Origin of the sequence: Caldivirga sp. (assembly GCF_023256255.1) — an archaeon.
Taxonomy (GTDB): domain Archaea; phylum Thermoproteota; class Thermoprotei; order Thermoproteales; family Thermocladiaceae; genus Caldivirga.
In genome coordinates, this window is the sequence record NZ_JAGDXD010000009.1 from 1 (window position 1) to 25,649 (window position 25,649).

Here is a 25,649-nt window from a genome sequence, read left to right on the forward strand (position 1 = left end):
CTTCTAGGCTACTTGGCCTAAACTCACTATCAATAATAGCAAACGACATAATGCCAGCTCTAATGCCTTGGATAGCTATAAACATAATGCTGAGCATTAACGGCGGATTTTATGGCGCAATGGGCCTAGCATTCCTAGGCATAGTACCATACACTAACATAAACTGGGGAGCAATACTAGGTAACGCGTTCTACCAGGAAGCAGCAATATTCACCGCTACGGGAACAATACCAGCAGTAATAATAACGGTAGTATCCATAATAGTATTAATGGGTTTCGTAATGTTCGCTAATGCATTAGGTAACGTGTTTGATCCAAGGTTACGCAGGGAAATTGAAGTTAAATTGGCCATGACGCAAAGGAGCAATTTAAACACCACAAGATAAGTTATCTAACCTGTTCGAATAAAACTTATTAATACGTATCAGCGCTGTTAATTATGGAACTCCAATTTTCAAGTAAAGTAAAGTCAATGGCGCTACTCACAATAGCGGTGATAACAATAGCTGCAGTAAGTTTGAGCATGCTTATTGTTAAACCAGCATCACAGCAGCAAATAGTAATAGCTAACCCATCAACATTACTCTATTCCCCAAACCTGCCACTTTGGAATCCAGTAGCCAGCCAAGGCAGTATGAATAAGTATTGGGGTCAAACCGTTGATGTATACGAATCATTAGCCATGTATAATGACTTAAATGGGCAATTCTACCCAGTTTTAGCGGAGAATTGGACATATATTCCTCAGAATAATACTTTTATAATATACTTAAGGAAGGGGCTCTACTGGTTTAATGGAACGGCCACAATACCCTTCACAGCATGGGATGTCTGGGCCAATATTATTCTTGAGGTTTTAACGTCAGGTCAATATTGGCCAGCCTTGAACAATAGCGATATTGGTGTTTTACTTAGGCAGGTTAGAGTTATTAATAATTATACATTAGAGTTGACTAACATGTCTACATGGGGTCCAACAATGGAGATATATATACTTAATCAAGCTAATGCAGTTGAGACACCTTACCCAGTTTGGAAACCAATCCTTGATGAATTACTTGCAATGAATTCAAGCCAAAGGGCAACATTTATTCAAAATAATTTAACCAGAATGAAGTTACCCTACTGGGGTATTTCACCCTGGTACTTAACATACATAAGCTCTACGTATATTCAGACATCCCTTGAACCAAGTAACCTATTGAGTGAGTGGAGTCAAATATTCCCCTACGCTACATGGAATTACTATAACCCATCCATAGTAGTCTACTATGTTGGTGGATCATCACAAGCGATAGCATCACTTGAATCAGGTTCAACAAACTATGCTGGCATGGCATTATCACCACAGCAGATTACTGCGCTTAAGTCAGCCGGCTTCTTCGTATTCTTATCGCCAGGTTACAATGACTTCGGAATATCAATTAATCCGTTAATTTACCCATGGAACATGACTCAAGTTAGGCAAGCCTTAGCGTATGTAATTAATAGGACTGAGGCAGTGCTAGCATGGGCCCCATTATATGTCCCTCAGTGGAATGGTGTTCCAACACCACCGTACACATTGTACACTTATCCAAAATCCGTATTAAGTGTGGTTTATAACTATACGGTAGATTGGAATAAGGCTGCTCAACTACTTCAATCAGTTGGTCTATATAAGAAGGGTAATCAGTGGTACCTACCAAATGGTACGCCATTAACCTTAGACATAGTGGTTCCCAATTATGCGCAGGACTGGATAACAATACTCACCGTTGTGGCAAATGAATTAACCCTATTTGGTATTCCAACACATATAATATCAATTGATGGGGCAACCTTCTGGGGTTCATACTTCTGGAGTGGTCAATGGACTGCTGCATCAATGTTTGTTGCGGCACCGATGACTGGCTACTATGGTACATGGCACTTCTACATGTGGCCCTGGTGGGTTATACCTCAGATAAACATGGTCCCCAACTGGTGGACAAGCCCATATGGCTGGTGGCCTTTCCAGTGGCCTAACGGTACTTGTACGCCAGTAACCCTATTTAATTATGAAGATGTAGTATGCGTTAACAGTACATTCGGTTACTTCAGCCCCTTCAACTGGACGCTTCACGGTACTAGGTACAGTGGACCAGGTACGCCAGAGTGGACATTATTGACTAAAGTATTGTTCGCTTGGTGGGAATATTATTTACCCGTATTGCCTATTGGCGCATCATTATCCGCAGTAATGGAGTTTAAGCAAGGCCTGGCTGATGTCAATTGGATACTGAACTGCTTACCAGTAACAACACAGCAAGTACTGCTAAATGGTGGTAGTGTAATAGATGGGTTACACGGCTTTTCACCAATATTGTTTGGTTCCTTCGCTCCTCCGGGTGTTGTTCCTCCTTTGGCTCAAGCTATTGCTAATGGTTCACTTTGGAGCAGGACACCTCAGTTCGCGGCCTTCATTGGTTTGCCGAGTCCTGATGCTTCTGTTCAACAGTGTGTTGCATCATACTTCCATATACCATACACCCCAGTGACAACCACTACTACCACTTCGACTACGACTAGTACTTCAACAAGCACCACTACGAGTACTACAACTACATCAACTAGTACTACAACGACCACTTCAACCACAACAACCACGACGACAACCACCACTACTGCCGTGACTACAGCCACCACCACAGTAACATCAACAAGCACAGCAGTAAGCACAGTAACATCAACAACCACGGCAGTATCAACAGTAACAGTCACAAAACCAGTAGTAAGCACAGCATTAATCGCCGGAATAATAGTAATAGTCATAGTAATAGCAGCAATAGCCGCCATTATAGCATTAAGAAGAAAATGAGACTCTAAGCTCCAAAGAGAGAGTTTAAACTTAATTTTATTTTTTACTTCTCAGGATTTATTTCCTCTCATTTCTTTGGATTCTGTAGAGATAGGTGGATTCATATTTCGATGGCTTCGCCTGTTGTTAATGTTACGTGGATGTTCCTCTCCTCTAAGTATTCACTAAGCCTTAGTGCATTTCTTGGGCTTGAGTGAACTATTAGTATGTTTGTTTCATCCTTGAAGTAATTAATGAAGTTAATCAATTCCTCTAGCCCACTATGCGCTGAGAAGTCGAACCAATACACTTTGGCGTTAACCCTAATCTCCTCATTATCAATCTTAGCCACACCCCTAGTTAAGAGTTCATAACCCGGTGAGTCTGGGGCTTGGTAACTGGGTAGTATTAGTGCATTTCTCCTATCACCCCCAAGTCTCTTCAGGTAGTAGACTGCTGCACCACCCTTAAGCATTCCAGCTGGTGTAATTATTATTGCCTGGTCCCTTAGTGCATTTCTCCTGTAGTAATTACCCATAATCTCACTACTGTACGTTAATGCCTTAACGTATAGGTTAGGGTCCCTGAGGAATTGAGGATACTTGCTTATTATCCTATTAGCTATCCTAGCCAAACCATCAACATATATTGGTACATCAGTGACATTATGCTTAATTAACGTAAGTAATAATTCCTGCGTCCTACCAATTGTGAAGCTTGGTATTAGGACTGAACCCCCCTCATCTAACGTTGTTTTGACTGCATTAATGAACTCCTCCTCAAGCACTTCCCTAGATGGATGCGTGCCGCCTGCGTATGTAGCCTCCATTACGACTAGGTCAATATCCCTGGGAACTGAGTTTAAGTCAGCCCCATTAAGTAGGTTACTTGGGGATAAGTTAAAGTCCCCCGTGAACAGTATTCTAGTTCCATCAATGTTTAGAAGCGTCATCATGCTGCCTGGGACGTGGCCTGCGTTCAGGAATGTTAATGAATCGCCGTTTAAGTTAATCGTATCATTGAAGTTAACTGGGTTAACTTTCCTTAAGGTATTCCTAACCTCCTCATCCTCATAAGGTAGGTAATAGCCGCTTAACTTAACAGTATCCTTAAACATTATCTCAGCCAACTCAGCGGTCAGGGGAGTTGCGTAGAGTGGTGGTGCTGCGCTAATGTATAATCCAGGCAATGCCCCGGAGTGATCCAGGTGAGCGTGGCTAAGCACTACAGCTGAAAGATCCCTCGGCCTAACGTGGAGAGGGAATACTGGCTTACCTTCATCATCAAAGTTAACCCCATAATCCAGCAGTACTGAGTTTCTTGAACCCTTAACTAAAATAGCCATCCTACCAACCTCACCACCGCCTCCGAGAACCTCAACAACAACCATTGGTTAAACCAACCCTTACATAAGTCAGAATACCGATAATTTTAAACTTTCGCTGCTTTCCACGGTTGAATCCTCATAGTACTCAGGCCATTAAATTAGTAATACATCATGAGTTATCAAACACATTGAGCACAGGATAGATCAAGGTCAATACAATGAATGATATTATTTACCTTAATTATGAAGTGTTTCCTAATCCATCTTCACAAGTTTCACGTTGCATCTACCTCTAGAGCGTAAGTTAACTAATGCCGTAAAGGCTTTAGCTGACATAATCCTTAAACCTTTCCATAGGCTTACCTGACTTAAAAATAGTTAATAGATGAATTAATCATTGAATTAAATTATTCGGCATTCATTTAGTTATTCACGCTCAAGCACCTGTACTTGTCTTGATATTTCCTGCAGCTTGCCTACTATGTCTTGAGGTGGTTTTGGCAGTAGAGGTTTCCTCGGATAGCCCACCCTCCATCCTGCATTATTCATCACGAATTTTAACCTCGTCGGCATGTCCGGCTGCATTATCACGAATCTAGCTATTGGTAATAATTCCTCATGTATGCTCCTGGCTGTTTCATAGTCAGCATTAGCCACAGCATTGAATAATCTAACGCTTGTTCTCGGCAATAGTGTATTTATTGCCGCTATTGAACCGCTTGAGCCCATTATGAAGGATGGGAAAAGCATGTCATCGAGTGCAGTAAGTATGGGTACGTTCCTTACCTTAACTAATAAATCAGCTAATACGTGGATATTCCCACCACTCTGCTTAATACCTACGATTACACCCTCCTTAGCTAATTTCTCAATAACATTAACGCTTACTACATTCCAGGGAACCACATTGTAGATAATGATTGGTAATTTAGTCTTTTCGTAAATCTCCTTGTAGAATACGTAATTGCCCTCATCACCAGCATTAAATAAGTAGTGTGGTGGTGTTATCATTAACGCATCAACGTTAAGATTCTTAATGCCTAAAGCCCTTTCAACAACCTGATGCACTGAATTAGTGATAATACCGGCAATCACTAGGAAGTTTCTCCTACCCCTAACTTCGATTGCAAGCTCAATGAGTCTCATAAATTCCCCATCACTTAAAGTATGACCCTCACCTGTGCTACCGCCAATGGCAATACCATTAACACCAACGTCAATGATTCTCTTAACCTCCTCACGAAAAAGATCATAGTCAACATTACCATCCTCGTCAAAGGGAGTAACAACAGGTGGAATAATTCCCCTGAATTTTTCCATATCCTCTAATGAAGATGAGGTAATTTTAATCTTTAGGTTATGAATTACTAAGCCTAATGCACCTCCTAGCATGTTCAATGAGTTCCCTGGCTATACCTAAGTCATCCTTCAGTACCACGCCCAGCGCTATATCATGGGCTATTGGGTAACACTTGCCTACTGCATTAATGGCTTCATGAATGTTCAACGCTATCACCTCAACGTTAGGTGGCATGTTGATGTTAAGTAGCCTTCTATGCGGGGGCTCGGTGAATTCAGCCACCACTAAGACATCTACGTCACTGTCTACATTGAAATCGCCCCTAGCATATGATCCCACTAGGAGGACCGTGCCATTAACCTCACCTGCAATGAGCTTAGCTAACTCAATGGCCCTATCCCTTAACCTCCTCCTCCACTCAATAATCTTCTCCATAAATCCTCAGTGAATACAATAATGTTATTCGCAGCATTAATAGCTGTTTCTGCGTCGCTTCTCGTAAAATACTCGTAAGGTATGCCATCACTCCAAGCATCAACATACCTAGTGGGCACGTAAAACTTATCGAGGAACTTACATAAGTCAATTATGTTTTCGGGAATATTTACGAGCTCGCTCAATTCAGCTATTAGGTGAGTTAATGAATGTCCCCTCGTTGGTTTGCCTATACCATATAGTATGGCCTTAATGGCGAATTCAGCCGCTTGATGCGCCTTAAAGCAAGCCCAGTTGAAGTCACCGAATTCTGCATCACGCCTAGCAGACTCCAGCGTCCTCTGAGCCATTGTAATCCATCTACCATACTCCTTTAAATCCATGAACCCTCACTAAGAGTACTCGCCGTATGCTTATATGCCTTCACATAGTGGTTCATTGGTTCTTAAGTTTTATGATCAAATACCTTTCAGAAGAAGTCATAAAAAGTTATAGTTTGGTTAAGGGCAAGTAAGGTAGAATAGAGTGAATTTCATGGAGTCTTAATTTAAATGATGAGTGATGAAATACCCTCTAGGGTGGAAAAGCGGAAAGGATGCTGATGCTACTTAAATTAACTATCCTATGGTATAAATAGGTGTTTAATCTAAGTTACACCAATGAGTGGGGTACTTTACCTTATTGGTGTTGGGCTTAGTCCAAGTCAGGTGACTCAGGAGGCAATTAATGTACTTAAGAATGCTGGCTCAGTGTTTGCTGAGGAGTATACGTCAATGTTTGAGCTTAATTTAGGTCAATTCCTAACAAGCCTAATAGGTAAACCTGTGATCATGTTGAGTAGGAGGGAACTTGAGGATGAGGGTGGTGAGGCCTTGATAAGGGCTGTTAAGGAACATGGTTCAGCAGCGTTGGTCACCATTGGTGATCCAATGCTTGCAACAACCCACTCCGCCTTATTAGCCAATGCGGCTCAAATGGGCATTAAGGTTAGGGTGATTAATGGAGTAAGCATAGTGTGTTCAGCCATTAGCCAGGCAGGCCTATCACCATATAAATTAGGCCCAGTTGCCACTGTGACTTATGAGAGGATGGGCGTCCTGAGTACTAGAGCCTATGAAGTCCTCTCAAGTAATTTAGGCAATGGACTACACACCCTACTACTCCTTGACATTAAGGATGATGGAGGGTTTATGGGTATTGATGATGCGGTTAATATAATGCTCAGGATTGAGAATGAAACAAAGCTAGGGGTAATTACAGGCGACTTAATTGCGGTGTTTGAGTCAAGGGTGGGTTGGGGGGATCAGGTAATAGTGGTAGGCCCCCTTATTAATCCACCTAATCTGAAGGCGCCAAGTGTAATAGTGGTGCCAGGTTTACTTAACCCAGTGGAGTGGGAGTTCCTTAAGATAGTCTACGGTGTCGGTGAGGAATTGCTTAAGAGGCATGTTAACCACGTTAAGTCACTTCTCAATAACCCACAATTCTCCTCAAGACTTCACTAATTCTCCTCAACCCTATATCCCAAACTAACCCAGCATCCTTACGCTCACCTGGGTCAATCATGAGCAGGTACATTACCTTCCCCTCCTTAAGCCTCAACTCAACATACCCCCTTCTCCTTAAGATTCCGTATAGCCTCAAAGTTGCGTCATCCTCATCATCAAAAACCATTCCTTCACTAAGACCTGGGAATACTAAAATACCAGCATCAGCATTATGCTCATACATGTATGCCATTACCTTAAACCGCCCAGCCGTAATGTAACTTAGGTTTGTTGAGAACTTACACTCAATCACTACACTACGCTTATTCTTCATGTATAAGTCAGGCTTACCCACAATGCTTTTAATCATCCTATCATTATCCTCACCAATTAACTCATCAATCCTTTCAACAATACCTACACTGAGCGGTTTATTAAACATGAGCATTACTGAATCCCCCACCTCCGGGTTTAGGAATAGTGATTGGGATGCTCTAAAATACCCCATTCTCCTTAATGCAGCCCTAACTAAGGCATACACCAGTATTTCGTATAGTCTCCAGGAGAGCATAATGAGTGCATCATTACCCCTTACTCTACGGTGGGAGGTAACGTATACTTCACCATGTAGATACTTGGTTAATAGTAGTGATTCATGGGCTATTTTAAGCCAGTTCGGTGCATTCTGCACTAATCTACCATACTCCTCACTCACATTAATCCTATTACCACTTTTAGGTAATAGGGCTACCTTTTGCCTTACGCGTCTCATTATTCTATTAAGCTTAACTAATCCCCTATTTAGCTCCACTACTAGTTCATTATCCTGGTTGACCATTGTCATTGGTTCAATAGTACGCTTCAATTCACTCCTTGTTGATTTAATGTTGTTAATGACCATGGTTGCAATCCCCCTAAGCACCATGTACTCCGGCGCCTTCCCACTAGGTACGTAGGTTATGTAGGAGTAAACGTTCATTGGGTACGTTGCAATCGTATGGGGTATGCTTAATGGGCCTAATGGGTCATTACCCTGATCAATCTTAAACTCCCTGTAAATCAACCTATCCCTGAGGGCTAGGTTAATAGAGTGGTTAAGCATGGTTAATGAGGCTAAGGAAATAATTAGCTTAACATATGCCTTAGTTAAATAATCAACCACCACACCATTACCTTGGCCGACTAGGTTCTTTATCACATCAACCGTATCCTCAATATTGGAGTACGATAAGTAGTACCTAGTTGCTAAGCGAACTAGATTCCTTAACCTCCTTCTCTCACGCATCATTTGAAACACCAACCCTACCCTTATTGAGGTAGTTGCCTAAGGCGTTATCTAAAGCACTGACTAACTTATGGTCTATTACGCCTAAGGATGACTTCAACGCCTCATTGAATTCCACGATAAGATTGTTGGGATTCAACACACCCATGCGCTTCATCTCCTTAATAATATTTATTGCATTAACCACCGCCCCAGTTGATATGCAGGCACGCCTACTTATGTTTGAGTTTTTCCTTAAAGTAGCTACGTAATCGATTACTTGGCTTACCTCATCGTCGGATAATTCACCTCTGAGTTCACTACTCAATGACTCAACATCAGTGGCATCCTGCGGGCACTTAATCTCAATAACCTGAAACCTCCTGGCTAATGCATTACCCACTAGGAACAGGTTTCTGACGTCAACTAGGTTCATTACTGCTATCACCCTTAATCTGCGTAATGGTTCATCACCATACTTCCTGTAGTATTCCAGGAATCTCCTGGATTCGTCATCAAGCTTACTACCCCAATTCTCAATTTCATTCACTAATTCATTCATCATTCTCCAGTCACTGGGGTTTGGTGACCTGAATATTGTGAAGAATTCCCCAAAGGCCTTATCAGCGTCAGCCCTATTTAACTCATCTATTATGAGGAAGAATAACCTATCCCTCTCAGCAGCCCTATTATAGGCCTTGATTAGGAAGCCTGAAATCCACTTAACTGTACCATTTTCAATGGTCTCACCCCCAATTACGTCCCTCCTAAACCATAGGGCGTTGGCGGTCTTAATCATGTAACCATCATCACCGGCCACAGTCCTTGCAAGTAACTCAGCAAGCGTTGTCTTACCCATACCAGGTGGGCCAATTAACATAACGTTACCTAGTAATGCACCTACAATGAACCTACGTAGGATGGCCTCATCAGTACCCTTAATCCTTTCTTTAATCTTCTCTAGCACATCGTTCACGTCGCTGATGGGTTGTAATGAAGCCTTAACCGTAGCCTTAAGTGGCTGCTCATAGAATCTAATCATTGCGTTAACCTCATCCTCAGTTAACACACTCTTAATTGCTTCCCAAATCCTCCTACTATTTTCATCTCTAAAGCAATTGTTGGTCTGGGGAACATAATTTACATTGTTCATTTTCAGTAGCTTAACGAGCCTTAATTCACCATGAATCTTCATTAATTCACCATTAACCTCATCATTGTATTCACCGTATTGTAGGATTCTTCTAATTACTTCGTCAATCCAAATCACCCTAATTCTCCATCTAACTAGCCAATGTCTATTTTCACTCTCCTTCCAATACCTGAAATTCCTATACACGTCGAAATTAATGTCGGTAACTAGGCCAAAACCCACATAACCCACACCATTAATGTAAAATAGGCCGATTAGTGGATGCGCATTACTCAGGTCCTTAATTTCAAACCTAGAGTTAAGTAACCCATTCCTATACTTATCCACTAACTGCTTAAAAGGTATCCCAGTGATATCATCAATGTTCCTTGATGAGCTTTGCAAGCTATCTCCCCATATCGTGTATCCCTCCTCGCCCTGCATTGAATACTTAAGTGACCAAAACCAGTGCTCGCCAGTACCTGGGAAAACGCATATATTGGGGGAGGAGTCTTCATTAAGGTTTCTTAACCAATTAAGTAATTTCCTTAAATCAGCTAATTCCGTGAAGGGTTCCCTATAGGTTAACCAATCCCCATACACTATATTAATGCTTGCCTAATACTTTAAAGGATATCGTTAAGGGAAACGCATTAATGAATCCCAATAATCTTAATGTAGATCTCAAGTTGGTGAAATTTTAGGGTTTGAATGCGCATTAAGGGCAAATCATAAGGTTTATAATGTAGTAATTCGTATAATCAATAGTGCAGTTACCTGATTCACTAATTAATGCGCTTAAAAGAAGAGGATTAGGTGTGGATTATGTTATTGATTTACTAGTAGCTAGCCTAACTAAATATTGACCCCTCTGATGCTGCTAGGGCTCATGCCGAATCAGCATTATACATGCTTAATGAAGGTGTGAGTTTTGCTGATAGGAATTATGTTGTTCAAGCCGGTGGGAAACTCTATAAGGCTGTTGAGGAGGCTATTAAGGCTTTAGCATTAGTTAAGGGTCTTAATGAGGCTAAGGAAGCATTAAGCAAGGGTAGGTGAACCGTAAGTCTACTGGATAAGACTGCGCGCAAATTAGGTGATACCACGTGGAGGGCTTGGGATGCTGCATACTTCCTACGCATAAATGGGTTCCATGAGGTTAGGATTGATATTGAGGATGTAAGGGCCAGGATACTTGTTCTGCAGGCTTTAATGAATGAGGTTAAGAATGTTTTTAATGCTTTATGACTCATACTACTCAGTAATAATCTTTATAAACATTATTCCGGTGAACTCATGTGGTTAGGAAAGTTAAGGATTACGTTGATGTGAGTAACCCGGAGGCACTTAGGTTACTTGAGGATATTGTAACTAAGTACGGCCTAGAGTCACAGATAATAAACATTACCCTGGATTACCTTAGGAGGTATAGTAAGGTTAAGCCTGAAGACGCTCAGGCTCTTATTAAGGAGTTAACGAGCAAGTATGGTTTAGCCAGGATTACTGCAATACAAGTGGTCAACATTATGCCCTCAACCCCTGAGGAGCTTCAGTCAATAATAAGTGTTGAGAAGAGACCCTTTAAGGAGGATGATCTTAAGGAAATCGTGGATCTCCTTAACTCCTACAGGGTTAAGTCAGGGTGATTAATGGTGGTTAGGAAGGAGGACTACGCCTATGTCCTAGACATAATACCCCCTGAGGAGGCTTTAATGAAGGAGGCTGAGATAATTAGGAGGGGTTTTCCAAGGAGGGATACTTACCTTCAGGTTATTGGGGAGGAGTACTTCACTCTCCTTGAGGTTACGCTTAAGCATGAGGCCACAGTGGAGGTTGGGGAGAGGGTTTACATTGGTAATGGTGTTAGGGATAAGGTGAATAAGATTGTTAGGAGACTTAAGTACGATGAATTAACACCCCAGGCTAAGCAGGAGCTTGAGGCTGTGGTGGAGAAGATTGTTAAGGCTAGGGAGAAGTTCTTCATCGACTGGGTTAATAAGGCTGGGCCATTAACCCTTAAGCTGCACAGCCTTGAGCTACTTAAGGGTATTGGTAAAAAGACCCTTAACCAAGTACTTGAGGAGAGGGTTAAGAAGCCCTTTGAGAGTTTTGAAGACTTCAAGAATAGGATAGGGATTAATGTGCAAAGACTTATTGTTGAGAGGATTATAAGGGAGATTCAGGGTAATGAGCAATACTACGTATTCACAGCCCCACCCCCACCATAGATACTTTAAAGCTAAGCACCCGTAGTAAAGCTCATGCTTAGTGAGTCCGATTTCAAGAATCCACCAACCTGGTTTAGGGGTGTACCCTTTTGGTCAATAAACGATAAGTTGAACAGTGATGAATTAGTTAGGCAATTGAGACTCCTCATTAATGGTGGATTTGGGGGTGGGTTCTTCCATGCCAGGGAGGGTCTACTAACCCCATTCCTAAGTGATGAGTGGTTTAATGCCCTTAAGGCAACCGTTGAGGCTGCTTCAAGGGAAGGCTGCTTCATTTGGCTTTACGATGAGGATAGGTGGCCCTCAGGCTTCGCTAGTGGTCATGTACCAGCCCTAGGGCCTGAGCATAGGGCTAAATCAATAGTCATGGTGATCAACGCCACGCCATTTAAGGGGAGTGACGTAATGGCTGTATTCAAGTGTGCCCCAGGGAATGGTTTAATTCCAAGGGAATGCTGGAGGATTAATGAAGGTAAGGCTGAGGACGGCTACCTCTACTTAAGCTTCATTAGGCATGTCGCCTCCCCAGGGGATCCATGGTACAGTGGCTTCAGTTACGTTGACTTACTTAATCCAAGTACCGTGGATAAGTTCATTGAAATAGCCTATAAGCCTCATGTGGAAGCCCTTAAGGAATACGTGGGTAAGGTTGTTCCCGGCATATTCACTGATGAACCTAACTTAACTTCATCAAGACCACCTTGGAGGGGTCGATTAACACTATTGAGGGGTGCCCCCTTCCCTCAATATGCGTTACCTTGGACTGACAATTTCCCTGAGTACTTCAGGAGGATTAACGGTTACGACATAGTTGATAAATTACCTGAATTATTCTTCAACATTGGTTCATACACTAAGACCAGGTATGATTACTGGAGGACCCTAACAATGCTCTTCATTGAGAGCTTCAGTAAGAGAATCTATGACTGGTGTAACGCCAATGGCCTCAGGTTCACTGGGCATTACCTAATGGAGGATACACTCCTCTCCCAACTGGTTGTTGGGGCTGTTATGCCCCATTACGAGTACATGCATGTCCCAGGTATGGACCACTTATGCTTAAGGACTTGGGAAATGTTCCTCACAGCTAAACAGGTTGCCAGTGTAGCCAATCAATTAGGTAAGGAGAGGGTTTTAAGTGAGACCTATGGTGCCACCGGTCATCACCCAACCTTCGAGGATAGGAAGTGGATTGGGGACTTCCTATACGCCCTAGGCATTAACTTACTGAACCATCACCTAGTACCCTACTCACTGAGGGGTAGGAGGAAGGCTGACTATGGGTTAACGATACACTGGAGTCAACCATGGTGGCCATATAATAAGGTTATTGAGGATTACTTCGCTAGGCTTAGCTATGTGCTTTCACAGGGGGTTAGGTTAGTGGATGTGTTAGTCCTGCATCCAATGGGTAGTGTTTGGGCAACCTATAGTCCAGTTAATGAGTCTGAGGCGGTTACAGTTAATGAAAAATTCATGGAGGTTCTCAGGGGGTTAGCTAGAATGCACGTGGACTTTGAACTTGGTGATGAAACAATAATGGCTAAGTACGGTAACGTAAGTGGGGGTGAATTAACCATAGGTAGGGCAAGGTATAGGGTAGTGGTGATACCACCCAGCTACACTATAGCTGCCAGTACCATTAATGTACTCAAGAGGTTTATTGATAATGGTGGGTTAGTGGTGGCTATTAAACCTATTCCAACAATGATTGATGGTGTTGAGTCACCTACCATTAATGATTTCCTCAGTAAGGTTAAGATTGTTGACAACGTAGGTAAGCTTAGTGAAATCCTAAAAAGCGTTGAAAGGAGCATTATAGTTAATAGCCCAAGCGATAAAGATGGTGAAGTATTAACTCATGTTAGGAGTGTTGGTGGTTCACTTATAGTCTTCATTGCTAATACAAGTAGGGTTAAGGATCATGAAGTTGAGGTTAGTTTTAAGGGTTCATTCAAGGTCGAGGACTGGGATCCCTTAACGGGCAGTATCAGTAACTACCCTGCTTCATTAAGGAATGGGTGGACATTGGTTAAAGTTACCCTTAATCCCGTTGGTTCAAGGCTACTTGTGCTTAAGCCTGGTGAGCCATTAATTGAAAGGAGCGTTAACTACGTTAAGGTTGGTGAAGTTAAGTTAAGCAGCGACTGGGTTACGCGTAGGCTTAACCCCAATATCCTCGTCTTGGATTATGCAAGAGTTAAGGTTGGGAGTAACTGGAGTGAACCAATGCCCATGCCTAAGGTTAAGGACACCATACTCAGCCTAGGCGTTGGCTCAGCCTACACAATTAGGTTTGAGGTTAATGCTGCTGAGAAGCCTCAGGGTAAGTTAAGCCTAGTTGTTGAGAGTGATAATTTAAGGAGGATCACAATCAATGGTCATGAATTAAACTTAAGTAAACCCACTGGGACTTGGCTTGACTGGAACTTCAAAACATATGATGTAACAGACTTAATTAAGGATGGGATTAACATCATTGAAGTAGAGGGGATTATTGGACTAGAACCTGACCTAGAGCCACTATACTTACTCGGTGAATTCGCAGTGGAGGCTAAGCCGAAGGGTCAATCAATAATTCACAGGGAGCAGCCGGTAACTAGCTTAGGTGACTTAACGAAACAGGGTTACCCATTCTATAGTGGTGCGGTTGAATTAACGAGATCAGTAAGAATAGTGAATGCTAGTGGGGGATTTGATAAAGTTGAGTTAATCCTCAGTTTTAATGCGGCATTAGCTATAGTATACGTGAATGGTGTTGAAGTTGCTAGGGTGATTCAAAGGAATAGCAGCGTGGATATAACTAAGCATGTTAGATATGGGGATAATGAAATCAAGGTGACCCTAATTGGAACACTAGGTAACACACTTGGGCCACTTCACAGAAAGGGTGACTTAAGTTGCGTTGGGCCTGAAACATTCTATATTGTTAATGAATCATGGACTGACGAATATGTACTAAGGCCCTTCGGTCTGGAGGATGCCAGGTTAACGCTCTACCGCATAGCGTAATTCATTAAGTAGTGAAGATTAGTTCCACATTAGGTTAGAATGTGAGGTAATTGTTTTAAGCACACCATTAATTAAGCTTAAACTGAGCTATGAGGGGTAGGGTTAAGTTAAGAATAGTAGTTAGGGGCATCGTGCAGGGGGTGGGCTTTAGATCATTCATTAGGCGTCATGCCACTGCACTTGGCCTAACAGGCTACGTTAGGAATCTACCTGATGGTGAATCCGTTGAGATAGTGGTAAGTGGCCCGGAGGATAGTGTGAATGAGTTAATAAGGCTTGCCAAGAAGGGTCCACCTGCGGCTGTTGTTGATAATGTGGAGGTGGAGCCCTATGAAGGTGCTGAGGATTTCGTGGACTTTTCAATAAGGTATGATTAAGTGGAACACAAGCATTACGTAAACCACGTAGCCTATTAAACCCAGTATGGCTACATCAGGGGTTAGTCTCCTCCTCACTATGTGGTAAATTATTATGATTGAAATGACTTCAACCATAATTACACTTACTAATGCACCTAATGTTAACCTCCAGTGAGTTAGAAGTAAGCCTAATGCTGGGTATATTGTGGAGTAAAGAACCTTCTCACCCACCAACGCCGCTACAGCCATGGTGTCCCTATTCTTAAGCACCCATATCACTGCAGTTATTGACTCAGGCAGGACAGTGGCCAACGGTACCACCACTATTGTTAACGATAATGCATCAATTGAAAGTAACCTAGCGGCCTCATCAATGGCGTGAACCATTAATCTTGAGCCAATTATTAAAGTAATAAGGGCTAAAACCACTTGAGTGAATGCTAATGCATGCCTATACCCATGTATGTTAACCACTAGAGATAAGTATGGTTCCTCGTAATCCTCAATAGCTAATCCTTGAAAGGAGTACATAATCTTTACGTAAATTATGTAAGTTAGGATTAGCAATAGCGCCACAGTCCACTTCACAATAACACTACTTATTAAAGCCGGTAGTAGTATGGTTGGGTAAAGCGCGGTGAAGAGTAGGTAAGGGATTATCAATTCCTTATTAACCTCAAGTACCACGTCATCTCTAGTTCCCAGGAACTTACCTATGAATACGAAGAGGAAGATTAATGGGAAAACTACCGTAGAAATCATGAAGGGTTCACCCATTACCGTCCCAATCCCAATATCCTGCCCAGATTCCCCACCATATAGGTAAAGCGCCACCGCGAACACAATTAACTCAGGCGTTGAGGTGAAGATAGGTGATATGATGGCTCCAACAAATGACTCACCGATCCTTGACCTCCCACCTATGTACTCTAAGGCATTAGTGAACAGTAAACCACCGGCAAATGTTAAGGCCACTCCAATAGTAATCCACGTAATTAAGACCATTATCCCCATTCATAAAGCAAATTACACAGCATTATTTAAATTAAACCTAAGAGTAAGGTTAAGGAAATTTAGTACTTAAGCCAAGTTAGTTAAAGCTAATTGCTTATTAGCAACGAATGCTTAAAGCCTTTTGGCATTATGACGCATTGCAAAATTCACTCCCAAATTACTGCAATCAAAAATGAAGTCAGCTAAGGTAGTTTCAGGGAGATTATGGCACTGGAATGATCTTAGTGCACTAATACATTAGTGGAAGCTTAGACAATTATTAAGATGATTTTCATTTTAATGATGAGGCGAGGGACTGTGGTTAAGATGACCCCTTATTACTCTCCTGCTTCTTCTCCTCCTCTTGAAGCTTCTGCAACTCCTCCTGGATCTCCTTTTCAATCTCCTCAATGGGTTTTGGTGGCGGTGTAGTTGCTAACGCGTATCCTATCCACGCCAGTATACCGAATACTGCTGCAACAGCTATGAAGCCTGTTAATTGAAGAATTAAACGCCACCATGGGGTGGCGAAGACTAGCCAACCGTAAGCCACTATTACCACCACGCCGACTACCATTAATGCAACACCTACTGTAGTGTCCTTACGCATTAGCGAATAGGAACTAGGCATTAATAAGTATTACTGTAGTAAGGTATATTTCCCCATTGATTAAGGGCCTATTGTGGTAATCTTAAGGTTCGTAACTAGGAATCAGCATAAGGTAAAGGAGGCTAGCTCAATACTTTCACAGTATGGTATTGGAATAATCATGGAGAATGCGATTAATAAGGTTGAAATACAGAGTGATAGTCTAGAGGAGATAGTTACTTATGCCCTTAGGTTAAATTGCGTTAATTGGCTTGTGGTTGAGGATGATGGCTTATTCGTGGATTCCCTCAATGGCTTCCCTGGGCCCTACTCAGAGTACGTTTACAGGACAATAGGGTTAAGGGGCTTATTGAGGCTTCTTCAGGGTTCAGTAAACAGGAGTGCGTACTTCAAGTCCGTTGTAGGCTTATGCATAAATAATGAGGTTAAGTTGTTTACAGGTATTGTTAAAGGTAGGTTAAGTGAGGAGCCGAGGGGTAGTGGTGGCTTTGGGTATGATCCAGTATTCATACCTGATGGTTATGATTTAACGTTTTCAGAAATGGGTGAGGAACTTAAGAATAAGCTATCGCATAGGTCACGGGCTTTCAATAACCTAGCCGGCTACTTAACTAGGATTACTGATTTAGGACAGGGGGCTTAACCAGAATATTCTTAACCCTAAAGGTTACACCACCGAACCATACGGGTACACCCTGCATTGGGTTACCTTTGCCGCAAGTGCCAGCATTGAAGGATAGGTCATTGGCAACAGCATCAACACTACTCCAAAGCGCCTTAGTGGTTAACTCAACATAAGGCATTAAAACTAATTCACCTAATTCACCGTTAGTAATCCTATACGCCTCTAATCCACCATACCTACCGAACCACCTCCTGTCATCAATATTCCATTCCTGGTAGGATACGAAGTATAGCCCATTCCTAGTTTCCCTAATTATCTCATCAGGCTTCCAGTCACCTGGAGCTAAGTAAGTGTTAGCCATTCTAGGTATTGGCTCCCTATTGAATTCACTTGCCCTGGCCGCGGCACTACTGCGTGCGCCAATGTATGATGCGTATTCCCTGTTCATTAGGAATTCATTAATGACGCCTTTATTAACGAGGATCCTTGGCCTAGCCTTAACCCCCTCCTCATCAACCAGGTAGTAACCGTAACTATTCGGTATTGTTGGGTCATCAATTATGGTAACGTACTCACTTCCAATCCTCAAATTCCCTAAATCACTGGGCTTCATGTATGATTCACCAGCCTCAGCTCCTTCCCTACCCATTATTCTATCTAATTCGCTAGGGTGCCCTATGGACTCATGGGTAAATATTCCGGCTAATTCAGGTGAGAAAACTATGTCCAGTTTCTCCTCGCTTTTAATTGGCTTTGCATTATCAATAATTTTAACTAGTGTTTCCGCGTTCCTCTTAGCATCATCCTCTATGCGGAGTGCCTTGATTAATTCCCAACCACCACTACCACCGTACTGTTCACTTCTTTGTTGACTAAGGCCCTTACTCGGGTCATGGGCCATAATCACCATGAATAATTCAAGCCTAGGAACCCTACTTTCCACTAAGACACCTTCACTGTTAACTATAGTTTTCCTAGTCTCCATCATGCTTAGGCTAAGCATCCTAACGGACAACCTCTTATCCACGCTAACCACCTTATCCAAGTCCACTAAGTACTTCACCGCATCCTCCATTTGAATATCACTAAGCCTAGTCTTCTCAACAACATCATATTTCAATGACATTAATTCACTGGGGGCTAGTGAAACCTCCCTACGCCTTAGTGTGGAGGCTGCCTTAGCCATTTTAAAGGCTGTTTCAGCAAGCTCAATTGATGGCCTTGGCCCTGAAGAAAAACCCCAGGCCCCTTTGTAAAGCACCCTAACTGAATACCCCTCCGTAGAGTCAGTTGACACCCTCTCCAGTACACCATTCCTAACCCTAACACTCCTCTCGGAATCAGCCTGGTACCTAACCTCAGCGTATGATGCACCTAAACTAAGGGCCTTATCTAAAAGTCCCCTTAACTCATCCTCCATAAGTTCAGTACGCAGTTGCGGCTTTTAATTATTCGTCCTCTTCAAACTACTTGAAATAACCATTATTCATAACTATGATGACTATTGCCGCGGCTTAAAGTACTGCATTAAAGCATGTTGAGTACACGCTGCTTAAGCTTATGTTTATAAAACCTGAAGAAATAACCACGGGGGATTTGTATTGCCACAGTTAACCTGAAGGTGGTCAGGGGGCCTCAGGAGAGGCCTAGGAGTAAGTGGGCCTCGTTCATTGAGTGGTTTAATAAGGTAATAATGGATGCTGAGGTATATGATTATAGGTATCCTGTTAAGGGAGCCTACATATGGAGACCATATGGCGTTGCAATTAGGCGTAGTGTTGAGGCGTTAATACGCCGCCTACATGATGAGACAGGGCATCAGGAAGTAATATTCCCCGTATTCATACCTTATGAATTCTTCTCAAAGGAGAGTGAGCACATTAGGGGTTTTGAGAATGAAGTATTCTGGGTTAGTAAGGGCACTAGTGGTGAGGAGCGTCTAGTGTTGAGGCCTACTAGTGAAACAGCCATGATGCCGATGTTTAAGCTTTGGATTAGGGACCACACGGATTTACCACTGAGGGTGTATCAAATAGCCAGCGTCTTCCGTGCAGAGACAAAGATGACTCACCCCATGATTAGGCTTAGGGAAATCTCAATGTTTAAGGAGGCCCACACAGCTCATGTTGATAGGGAGGATGCTGAAAGGCAGATTAAGGAGGCCGTAGGCATATATAGAAGGATTTTCGATGAATTATGCATACCGTATTTAATAAGCAGGAGACCTGAGTGGGATAAGTTTGCTGGTGCCGTTTACACAATAGCCTTCGACACCATAATGCCTGACGGTAAGACCATGCAAATAGGCACTGTTCATTACCTTGGTGAAAACTTCTCAAGGGTCTTTGACGTCAAGTACCTGGGTAAGGATGGGCAAATGCACTACGTCCACACCACTAGCTACGGTATATCCGAGAGGGTAATAGCATCATTATTGACTTTCCATGGTGATGACAGAGGATTACTACTACCCCCAAGGTACGCCCCAATTCAAGTAGTAGTGGTGCCAATAATGTATGGTGAGGATCAGGCAGTGTTAGAGTATGTTAAGAATGTGAGCAGTGAGTTACTTAACGCTAACGTGAGGGTTCACGTTGATGATAGGAGGGATAAGACGCCGGGTTGGAAGTTCTACTATTGGGAACTTAAGGGGATCCCCATTAGGCTAGAGGTGGGACCAAGTGACGTTAAGGATAATGTTGTCACGTTAACTAGGAGGGATACCTTCGAGAAGTACAATGTACCAAGGAATAATGTAGTTGAGGCCGTGAAGGATTTGATGAATGCGATAGAGGATAATATGCGTAAATCAGCGTGGGAGTGGTTGAGGAGCCGCGTTAAGAGGAGTAGTAGTGTAAGTGAGGCTAAGGCAATCCTTAATGAGGGTGGGGTGGTGGAAGTCCCATGGAGTGGTGATGATGAGTGCGGTAAAAGAATAATGGAACTCACCGAATCTGATGCATTAGGCATACCGCTTGACATTAACGATACCCCAAGTGACCTTCGTGACGCTGCCTGTGGTGATAAGAAGGCTGAGTATTGGCTTAGATTATCCAGGAGGTACTAGGCATTATTGTTAAACCAAAGTAGTTAATAAGGTAAGGTTCTGTTTCCACTTTCCTAGTCTTCAATCCCCATCCTTTACTGTGGGGGCATAAAGTATTCCTAAGTCTCATGAGGTCTCCTTCATCATTCTCTAAAATCTTGAGTTTAACTTCCCTCAATCTGAAGGATTGATGATTTAAAGTACAGTTATAAAGGGCGCTAGGGCTGTTGCTTTTGTGGTTAAGGGCTTGGAGCTGTTTGAAGTCCCAAGGCAAGTTGTTTTTGGGCCTAACGCCATAACTAAGGTTTCCGAGGTGCTTACTTACCTTGGATTAAGGAGGGGTCTCATCATAACAGGCCACATTCATAGTAGGCATATTGCTTCTAAGATTAGCGAGCAATGCGTCGACTGCCAAATAATTAGCGATGATGAAATTGAACTTAGCGATATGGTAAAGGGCATGGGCGCCTTCTCCGATGTAGACTTCATAGCTGGTGTAGGTGGAGGTAGGGTTATTGATGTTAGTAAGGTTATAGCTTATAGGCTTAGTAAGCATTTGATTTCAATTCCAACCGTGGCTAGCCATGATGGTATAGCGTCACCTTATATTTCATTCCTAATGCAGGATGATTTAAGTAAGCTAGGTATGGGTAAGGTTAAGAAAACCCCACTGGCAATAATAGTGGATACGGGCATAGTGGCTGAGGCACCTAGGGTATTCCTCCTCTCCGGCATTGGGGAATTATTGGGTAAGAAGGTGGCTTTAATGGATTGGAAACTTGGCCATAGGATTAGGGGAGAGGATTACAGTGAATCAGCAGCTATGTTAGCCTTATCAAGCCACATGATAATAATGAATAATGTAAATAAGTTGAAGAAGCATGGTGAAGAGGAAACCAGGATAGTGGTTAAGGCATTATTAGGCTGTGGAGTTGCAATGGCTATAGCGGGTAGTACAAGACCATGCAGTGGGTCTGAGCACCTCTTCAGTCATTCCCTAGACCTACTGGCTAGGGAACATGGAGTAAAGCAAGTGATGCATGGTATGCAGGTCGCATTAAGCTCAGTGGTTATGCTTTACCTACATGGGGCTAATTGGAGGAGGGTGATCAAAATAATGAAGGTACTTGGTTTACCAACAAGCTTTAGGGAACTTGGGTATGATAGGGAACTAGTAATTGAAGCACTCATGAATGCCCACAAGATTAGGCCTGACAGATACACTATACTCGGTTCGAACGGCCTAACTAGGGAGGCTGCTGAGGAGGCCTTGGAGCAGACGGGCGTAATCACGTAATTATTAGCTTGGTTTCTTTTAATCCTATTAGTGCTATTGAGTGGGCTGTATGCTTGTTGAAACTCTTCTTCTTTCATTACCTTATCATGCCCCTCAAAATTAGTAGCATTCTTCGGATTAATCAAGACTTGGTCTAGTAACATCTGAACACCAAAACGTCTTAGTAGTAATAACCTTACCCTTATTATTTATTGCTACAACACTCAACCCATCACTATTAGAATCAAAATCAGTAATCAAACCATAACCCCTCAGCTACCCTAGACCCCGATGTTTATGCTTCTTCCCTTACCTGCCTTACTCATGTTCACTATATCATTAACTGTTAGATTCGGGTAGTACCTCCTTATGAACCAGAAGGAGTTCACGATAGGGTAATTGTAGGTTCCATCATCCTCAGCTAGGTCTATTTCCCCAATCCTCCATAGGTATGTTAAATAGTTTGAGTATATTTTCCTAGCCTCCACCATCTCTAATGCTGCTGGGAATTCATTAGCAAATACTTGGCTAGCTAGGTTTAAGTCGGAGCTTAGCTTAATTAATATTCCATTACTTAAGCCTTGCTTAACCACTGGGCATACTGTTGATGCTGCGTACTTAACCTCAAAGTCTATTACCTTATTTAATCTATCAATGGAATACCTTATTATTCTTGGTAAGTATGGGTAAGCACGGCAGGTTAGAGGCTTATACTTATCATGAACCAGGCACTTATTGTTACTGAGGAATGGACACTTATTGTCATCATTAAGGAGCATTAGGTATGATAAAGCCAAGGTAACTTTATTATTTAAATCAACCACAGTATACCCAGTCTTAAACCTAACCTCAACCCCTAATTCCTCAGCTTCATCCTGTATTAAGTAAACCTCATGAGGTAGTACTGTTACTGGGCTTAACCTACAGCATAGGCCACAATTAGGTATACACTTAAACACAAACGACACTATGGATCACTTTTAAAGGGGAGTTTAAATAGGGTTTTTAACCCCTACTCCCTAGTGTAATGAATTACAACCTCCTTACCGCATTCACATAAGTACCATTTAACAGGCTTAAACCTTGGGGATTGCTCAATTTTCAACGAATCACCCTCTAGGAAGCTTGTGCCCTTACCCAGCATGAAGGGGGCTATTGTTAACCTAACCTCATCTATGAGGTTCTTGGTGAAGAATTGCCAGTAAACCACACCACCACCCTCCACTAGAACCTTCTTAATGCCTCTTTCAGCAAGCTTCCCAAGTAATACCTCAACATCAACCTGCTTATCGAATTCCATAACTTCCATTCCGGCTTTCCTGGCAAGCTCTATCTTAGCCCTTGGAGCCCTCTCAGTAACCGCGATTAGGACTGGTGCAGGTGAGCTTAGGAACTTTGACTCTAAGGGGACCCTGAAGGCGCCATCTATGAGCACTCTAAGTATCTGCTTACCAGTCTTAGGCGTGTATGTTCCATCAACATCAATCACAGTCTGAGCCCCCACTATTGTTGCATCAACCTCATCCCTAGCCTTAAATAGCCTCTCCAAGTCATACCTGCACGTGAACCTGCTCCTAACGTAGGGGTTAGCTATTTTTCCATCCATAGTTATTGACGCTATTGCAATTACATAGGGTTTCACATTCATCTTGATCTAGTAGGGTTAACAGCTTAAGCATTAAAATCTTATATTCATTTACTGCAGGTATTAGTACCAAGTAGCCTGTATAAAGACCATATAATACTCCAGTATTACTGGGCGCTTCAAGGACTGCTGGTATTGCCAGTAAATCCTCCTCACCATCAACAATAACAGTCACCCTATTACCAGAAAGTACATTGGCATAAGCACTCCTCAAAATGCTGAATGACTCGTAGACCAATGTGCTCCTCTCATTCTTAACCCTATACACTATACCGTCAATATCACTATGCTGAACAACCGTGCCCCTCCTTGTGTTTAGATCAATAATCCTTAAGTCAGGTCTTCTCCAGTAGGTGGTGACATTAAATGAAACCACATCACCAACAGTGGCTATTACACTTAATTTAAGGTCATTGAACAATTCCTTAGCAATCATTATTGAATCCGGGGGATCCCTAGGTATAGATATTGCGAAGGGTAATGCCATTAACGCCCTCGCGCGTTTACTTCTGAGAACTAACCTAGGGCAATTGGCTTTACTCATATTGATGATTCCACGTACATTAAGCACCCTATAAGCTTTACTCCCTAGTATTTTCCGCAGCCGCTAAATGAAATAGTTAAGTTCATGGCTAAATTAAAAGGAATAGCTCAAGAGTAAACTGACCTCCTCCCCGCCCTTAAGGGCGGGGGTTCCCCGAGGTCTTGGGGGTTACACCCCTTTACGGGTGCTACTCTGTTATGGTCTACAATAAACGATGATGGTTTTTTAATTGTTGAAACTATTATACCTACAGCCTTCTTCATTATATTTAATGCGCCGTTTAAGTCGCTGTGTAGCTTATGTCCTTCAGGACAGTTAATTATACCTCTAGGATATCTCTTTACCTCAACGTTATGATAGGCGCAGAATTTAGAAGTGTTGTATTCGACAACCTCAAACACTTTCATGCCGTATTCCTGTGCCTTAAGTTCGATAACATCCATTAATTTGCGATAAGACCACATATTTACCGTAAACTTGTTACCCTTCTCTTGTGTAATATTGTAAGGATAGCCTAAGTAGATAGTTGAAACACCAAGTTCGTGAAGTGTCTTAATTAAGTGAGATGCCAGGTTTCTGTATAAGTGAAGTAATCTCCTAGTTAGTTTCTTAAATAATCTTCTTTTCTCTCTTAATAATTCCTCGTATGCTCCATATTCACCTAAGTTTTTAACTCTGTCAGCTAACGATTGAATCTTACTTATCTTCTTTTGGAAGTAGAAGTAGTCTTCTTTTGCTCTAATACCCTTGTAAAGCAACCATGTGCCATCATTAACTACGACACTCGCTAGGTTATTAATACCCAAATCTATTGAAGCTATTTTATTTCCCTTTGGGGATTCAACTTGTATACTCCTCCTTTCACCGTGTATAATATATTTTGACTTCTTTCCATTTCTAGTTTCTTCTACACCAACCTCAACTGGTATGTGGGCATACCATTTGTTCGTATCTTCGTCGTAAATTATTTCTAACCTTCCTTGTTTACCGTACCATTTCAACCTACCTACGAACTCTATTTCCATATTAAAGTCCTTGAGAATTAGTAGATGTCTCTGTTCGTCTACTTCATAACGGTCTTGTCTTACTACTAGAATTAGTTTCCTTCTACCTATTTCTCTATCCTTCCAATATCCAGGTGGGGATACTTTCTTCATATGCGGAGGCAGTTTTCCTTGCTTCTTCAACTTTAGCAAGAAAAAGAATGAGTTCCATGCCTCGTTGTTCTTTTGAAGTACTGCTTGTGCATTAACACCTAGTTTGGTTTTGTACTTCTCATAATACTTATTCCACGTTCCCCTAAAATCTACTTCTTCACCACGGAAGAATTGCCTTCTCCTCTCATAATTAATCTCATTGAATAATTTCGCCGAGATGTCTGCTAACTTTCTCAACTTCCTTTCCTGAAAACCGTTTGGTAGAAGACGTACCACATTTGTCCTTTTATTTGAGAACTCGACTTCGTAGGCACCCTCCTCTGGTATTGCGGGAGTAAGAGTCGGCTCCCGCTCCTCATCCTTAAGGAGTTGACCAGAGGAGGGTGCCACG

23 protein-coding genes and 2 pseudogenes are annotated in these 25,649 nt (G+C 42.3%); 11 read left to right on the forward strand and 14 right to left on the reverse strand.

The genetic code is table 11. The features are described 5' to 3' along the window. Positions 1-386, forward strand: a pseudogene (locus tag Q0C29_RS01170) (ABC transporter permease subunit); the annotation flags it as partial. A gap of 53 nt (positions 387-439) precedes the next feature. After that, entirely contained in the window at positions 440-2,839 is a 2,400-nt protein-coding gene (locus tag Q0C29_RS01175; RefSeq protein ID WP_291998831.1) for an ABC transporter substrate-binding protein, read from the forward strand. 100 nt (positions 2,840-2,939) lie between these two features. Here the strand turns inward: Q0C29_RS01175 and Q0C29_RS01180 are convergent, their stop codons facing one another. The 4 genes from Q0C29_RS01180 to Q0C29_RS01195 all read right to left on the reverse strand — a co-directional run bounded on the left by Q0C29_RS01180 (position 2,940) and on the right by Q0C29_RS01195 (position 6,263). Further along, on the reverse strand, positions 2,940-4,208 hold the full coding sequence (locus Q0C29_RS01180; protein ID WP_291998832.1) for an MBL fold metallo-hydrolase: 1,269 nt from the start codon (positions 4,206-4,208) through the stop codon (positions 2,940-2,942). A 363-nt stretch (positions 4,209-4,571) separates the two neighbouring features. After that, positions 4,572-5,465: a dihydrodipicolinate synthase family protein gene (locus Q0C29_RS01185; RefSeq protein WP_291998833.1), complete on the reverse strand. Its 894-nt coding sequence runs from the start codon at positions 5,463-5,465 to the stop codon at positions 4,572-4,574. A 37-nt stretch (positions 5,466-5,502) separates the two neighbouring features. Continuing rightward, positions 5,503-5,880 (reverse strand): nucleotidyltransferase domain-containing protein, encoded by a 378-nt coding sequence (locus Q0C29_RS01190; protein WP_291998834.1) that lies wholly within the window; start codon positions 5,878-5,880, stop codon positions 5,503-5,505. After that, a complete protein-coding gene (locus Q0C29_RS01195; protein ID WP_291998835.1) occupies positions 5,847-6,263 on the reverse strand; it encodes a HEPN domain-containing protein in 417 nt (138 codons plus the stop codon). Before Q0C29_RS01195 ends, Q0C29_RS01190 begins: the two co-directional genes overlap by 34 nt. A gap of 276 nt (positions 6,264-6,539) precedes the next feature. On the opposite strand from Q0C29_RS01195, the gene dph5 reads away from it, so the two are divergent. Further along, positions 6,540-7,385: a diphthine synthase gene (dph5, locus tag Q0C29_RS01200; RefSeq protein ID WP_291998836.1), complete on the forward strand. Its 846-nt coding sequence runs from the start codon at positions 6,540-6,542 to the stop codon at positions 7,383-7,385. On the opposite strand, the gene Q0C29_RS01205 is transcribed toward dph5, so the two are convergent. Further along, a complete protein-coding gene (locus Q0C29_RS01205) occupies positions 7,351-8,655 on the reverse strand; it encodes a hypothetical protein (protein ID WP_291998837.1) in 1,305 nt (434 codons plus the stop codon). The genes dph5 and Q0C29_RS01205 overlap by 35 nt on opposite strands. Continuing rightward, positions 8,645-10,366 carry an AAA family ATPase gene (locus tag Q0C29_RS01210; RefSeq protein ID WP_291998838.1) on the reverse strand — a complete coding sequence of 574 codons (1,722 nt, stop codon included), beginning with the start codon at positions 10,364-10,366 and terminating at the stop codon, positions 8,645-8,647. The genes Q0C29_RS01205 and Q0C29_RS01210 overlap by 11 nt, the downstream gene beginning before the upstream one ends. Positions 10,367-10,687: 321 nt before the next feature. Here Q0C29_RS01210 and Q0C29_RS10805 point away from each other — a divergent pair, with 321 nt between their 5' ends. From Q0C29_RS10805 to Q0C29_RS01235, 5 genes are all read left to right on the forward strand, one after another. Further along, entirely contained in the window at positions 10,688-10,822 is a 135-nt protein-coding gene (locus Q0C29_RS10805; protein ID WP_367173595.1) for a PaREP1 family protein, read from the forward strand. A gap of 239 nt (positions 10,823-11,061) precedes the next feature. Next, positions 11,062-11,409, forward strand: a complete 348-nt coding sequence (locus tag Q0C29_RS01220; protein WP_291998839.1) for an RNA polymerase Rpb4 family protein — start codon at positions 11,062-11,064, stop codon at positions 11,407-11,409. 3 nt (positions 11,410-11,412) lie between these two features. Beyond that, positions 11,413-11,991 (forward strand): DUF655 domain-containing protein, encoded by a 579-nt coding sequence (locus tag Q0C29_RS01225; RefSeq protein WP_291998840.1) that lies wholly within the window; start codon positions 11,413-11,415, stop codon positions 11,989-11,991. A gap of 33 nt (positions 11,992-12,024) precedes the next feature. Beyond that, a complete protein-coding gene (locus tag Q0C29_RS01230) occupies positions 12,025-15,003 on the forward strand; it encodes a glycosyl hydrolase (protein WP_291998841.1) in 2,979 nt (992 codons plus the stop codon). Positions 15,004-15,092: 89 nt separating this feature from the next. Beyond that, the gene (locus Q0C29_RS01235; RefSeq protein ID WP_291998842.1) at positions 15,093-15,380 is read left to right on the forward strand and encodes an acylphosphatase; all 288 of its coding nucleotides are present in this window, start codon (positions 15,093-15,095) and stop codon (positions 15,378-15,380) included. On the opposite strand, the gene Q0C29_RS01240 is transcribed toward Q0C29_RS01235, so the two are convergent. Together Q0C29_RS01240 and Q0C29_RS01245 are read right to left on the reverse strand one after the other, a co-directional pair. Then, positions 15,363-16,376 carry a sodium:calcium antiporter gene (locus Q0C29_RS01240; protein ID WP_291998843.1) on the reverse strand — a complete coding sequence of 338 codons (1,014 nt, stop codon included), beginning with the start codon at positions 16,374-16,376 and terminating at the stop codon, positions 15,363-15,365. The two genes, Q0C29_RS01235 and Q0C29_RS01240, sit on opposite strands and share 18 nt — an antisense overlap. 301 nt (positions 16,377-16,677) lie before the next feature. Continuing rightward, positions 16,678-16,965, reverse strand: a complete 288-nt coding sequence (locus tag Q0C29_RS01245) for a transcriptional regulator (RefSeq protein WP_291998844.1) — start codon at positions 16,963-16,965, stop codon at positions 16,678-16,680. Positions 16,966-17,038: 73 nt separating this feature from the next. Between Q0C29_RS01245 and Q0C29_RS01250 the strand changes: the two genes are divergently transcribed. Beyond that, positions 17,039-17,608 carry an XTP/dITP diphosphatase gene (locus Q0C29_RS01250; protein WP_291998845.1) on the forward strand — a complete coding sequence of 190 codons (570 nt, stop codon included), beginning with the start codon at positions 17,039-17,041 and terminating at the stop codon, positions 17,606-17,608. Here Q0C29_RS01250 and Q0C29_RS01255 read toward each other — a convergent pair. Continuing rightward, the gene (locus Q0C29_RS01255; protein ID WP_291998846.1) at positions 17,583-19,010 is read right to left on the reverse strand and encodes a TldD/PmbA family protein; all 1,428 of its coding nucleotides are present in this window, start codon (positions 19,008-19,010) and stop codon (positions 17,583-17,585) included. The genes Q0C29_RS01250 and Q0C29_RS01255 overlap by 26 nt on opposite strands. A 195-nt stretch (positions 19,011-19,205) precedes the next feature. Here Q0C29_RS01255 and proS point away from each other — a divergent pair, with 195 nt between their 5' ends. Then, positions 19,206-20,657, forward strand: a complete 1,452-nt coding sequence (gene proS, locus Q0C29_RS01260) for a proline--tRNA ligase (protein WP_291998905.1) — start codon at positions 19,206-19,208, stop codon at positions 20,655-20,657. 214 nt (positions 20,658-20,871) lie between these two features. Beyond that, entirely contained in the window at positions 20,872-21,933 is a 1,062-nt protein-coding gene (locus Q0C29_RS01265) for a sn-glycerol-1-phosphate dehydrogenase (protein WP_291998847.1), read from the forward strand. On the opposite strand, the pseudogene Q0C29_RS10810 reads toward Q0C29_RS01265, so the two are convergent. From Q0C29_RS10810 to Q0C29_RS01285, 5 genes and pseudogenes are all read right to left on the reverse strand, one after another. Then, positions 21,926-22,182 (reverse strand): annotated as a pseudogene (locus tag Q0C29_RS10810) (hypothetical protein); the annotation flags it as partial. The gene Q0C29_RS01265 and the pseudogene Q0C29_RS10810 sit on opposite strands and share 8 nt — an antisense overlap. Positions 22,183-22,193: 11 nt before the next feature. Then, positions 22,194-22,880: a YkgJ family cysteine cluster protein gene (locus tag Q0C29_RS01270; RefSeq protein ID WP_291998848.1), complete on the reverse strand. Its 687-nt coding sequence runs from the start codon at positions 22,878-22,880 to the stop codon at positions 22,194-22,196. A gap of 44 nt (positions 22,881-22,924) precedes the next feature. Further along, positions 22,925-23,560, reverse strand: a complete 636-nt coding sequence (locus Q0C29_RS01275; RefSeq protein ID WP_291998849.1) for a dihydrofolate reductase family protein — start codon at positions 23,558-23,560, stop codon at positions 22,925-22,927. After that, positions 23,499-24,101 carry a GTP-dependent dephospho-CoA kinase family protein gene (locus Q0C29_RS01280; protein WP_291998850.1) on the reverse strand — a complete coding sequence of 201 codons (603 nt, stop codon included), beginning with the start codon at positions 24,099-24,101 and terminating at the stop codon, positions 23,499-23,501. The genes Q0C29_RS01275 and Q0C29_RS01280 overlap by 62 nt, the downstream gene beginning before the upstream one ends. A gap of 107 nt (positions 24,102-24,208) precedes the next feature. After that, positions 24,209-25,648 (reverse strand): transposase, encoded by a 1,440-nt coding sequence (locus tag Q0C29_RS01285; RefSeq protein WP_291998851.1) that lies wholly within the window; start codon positions 25,646-25,648, stop codon positions 24,209-24,211. Position 25,649: the final 1 nt, after the last annotated feature.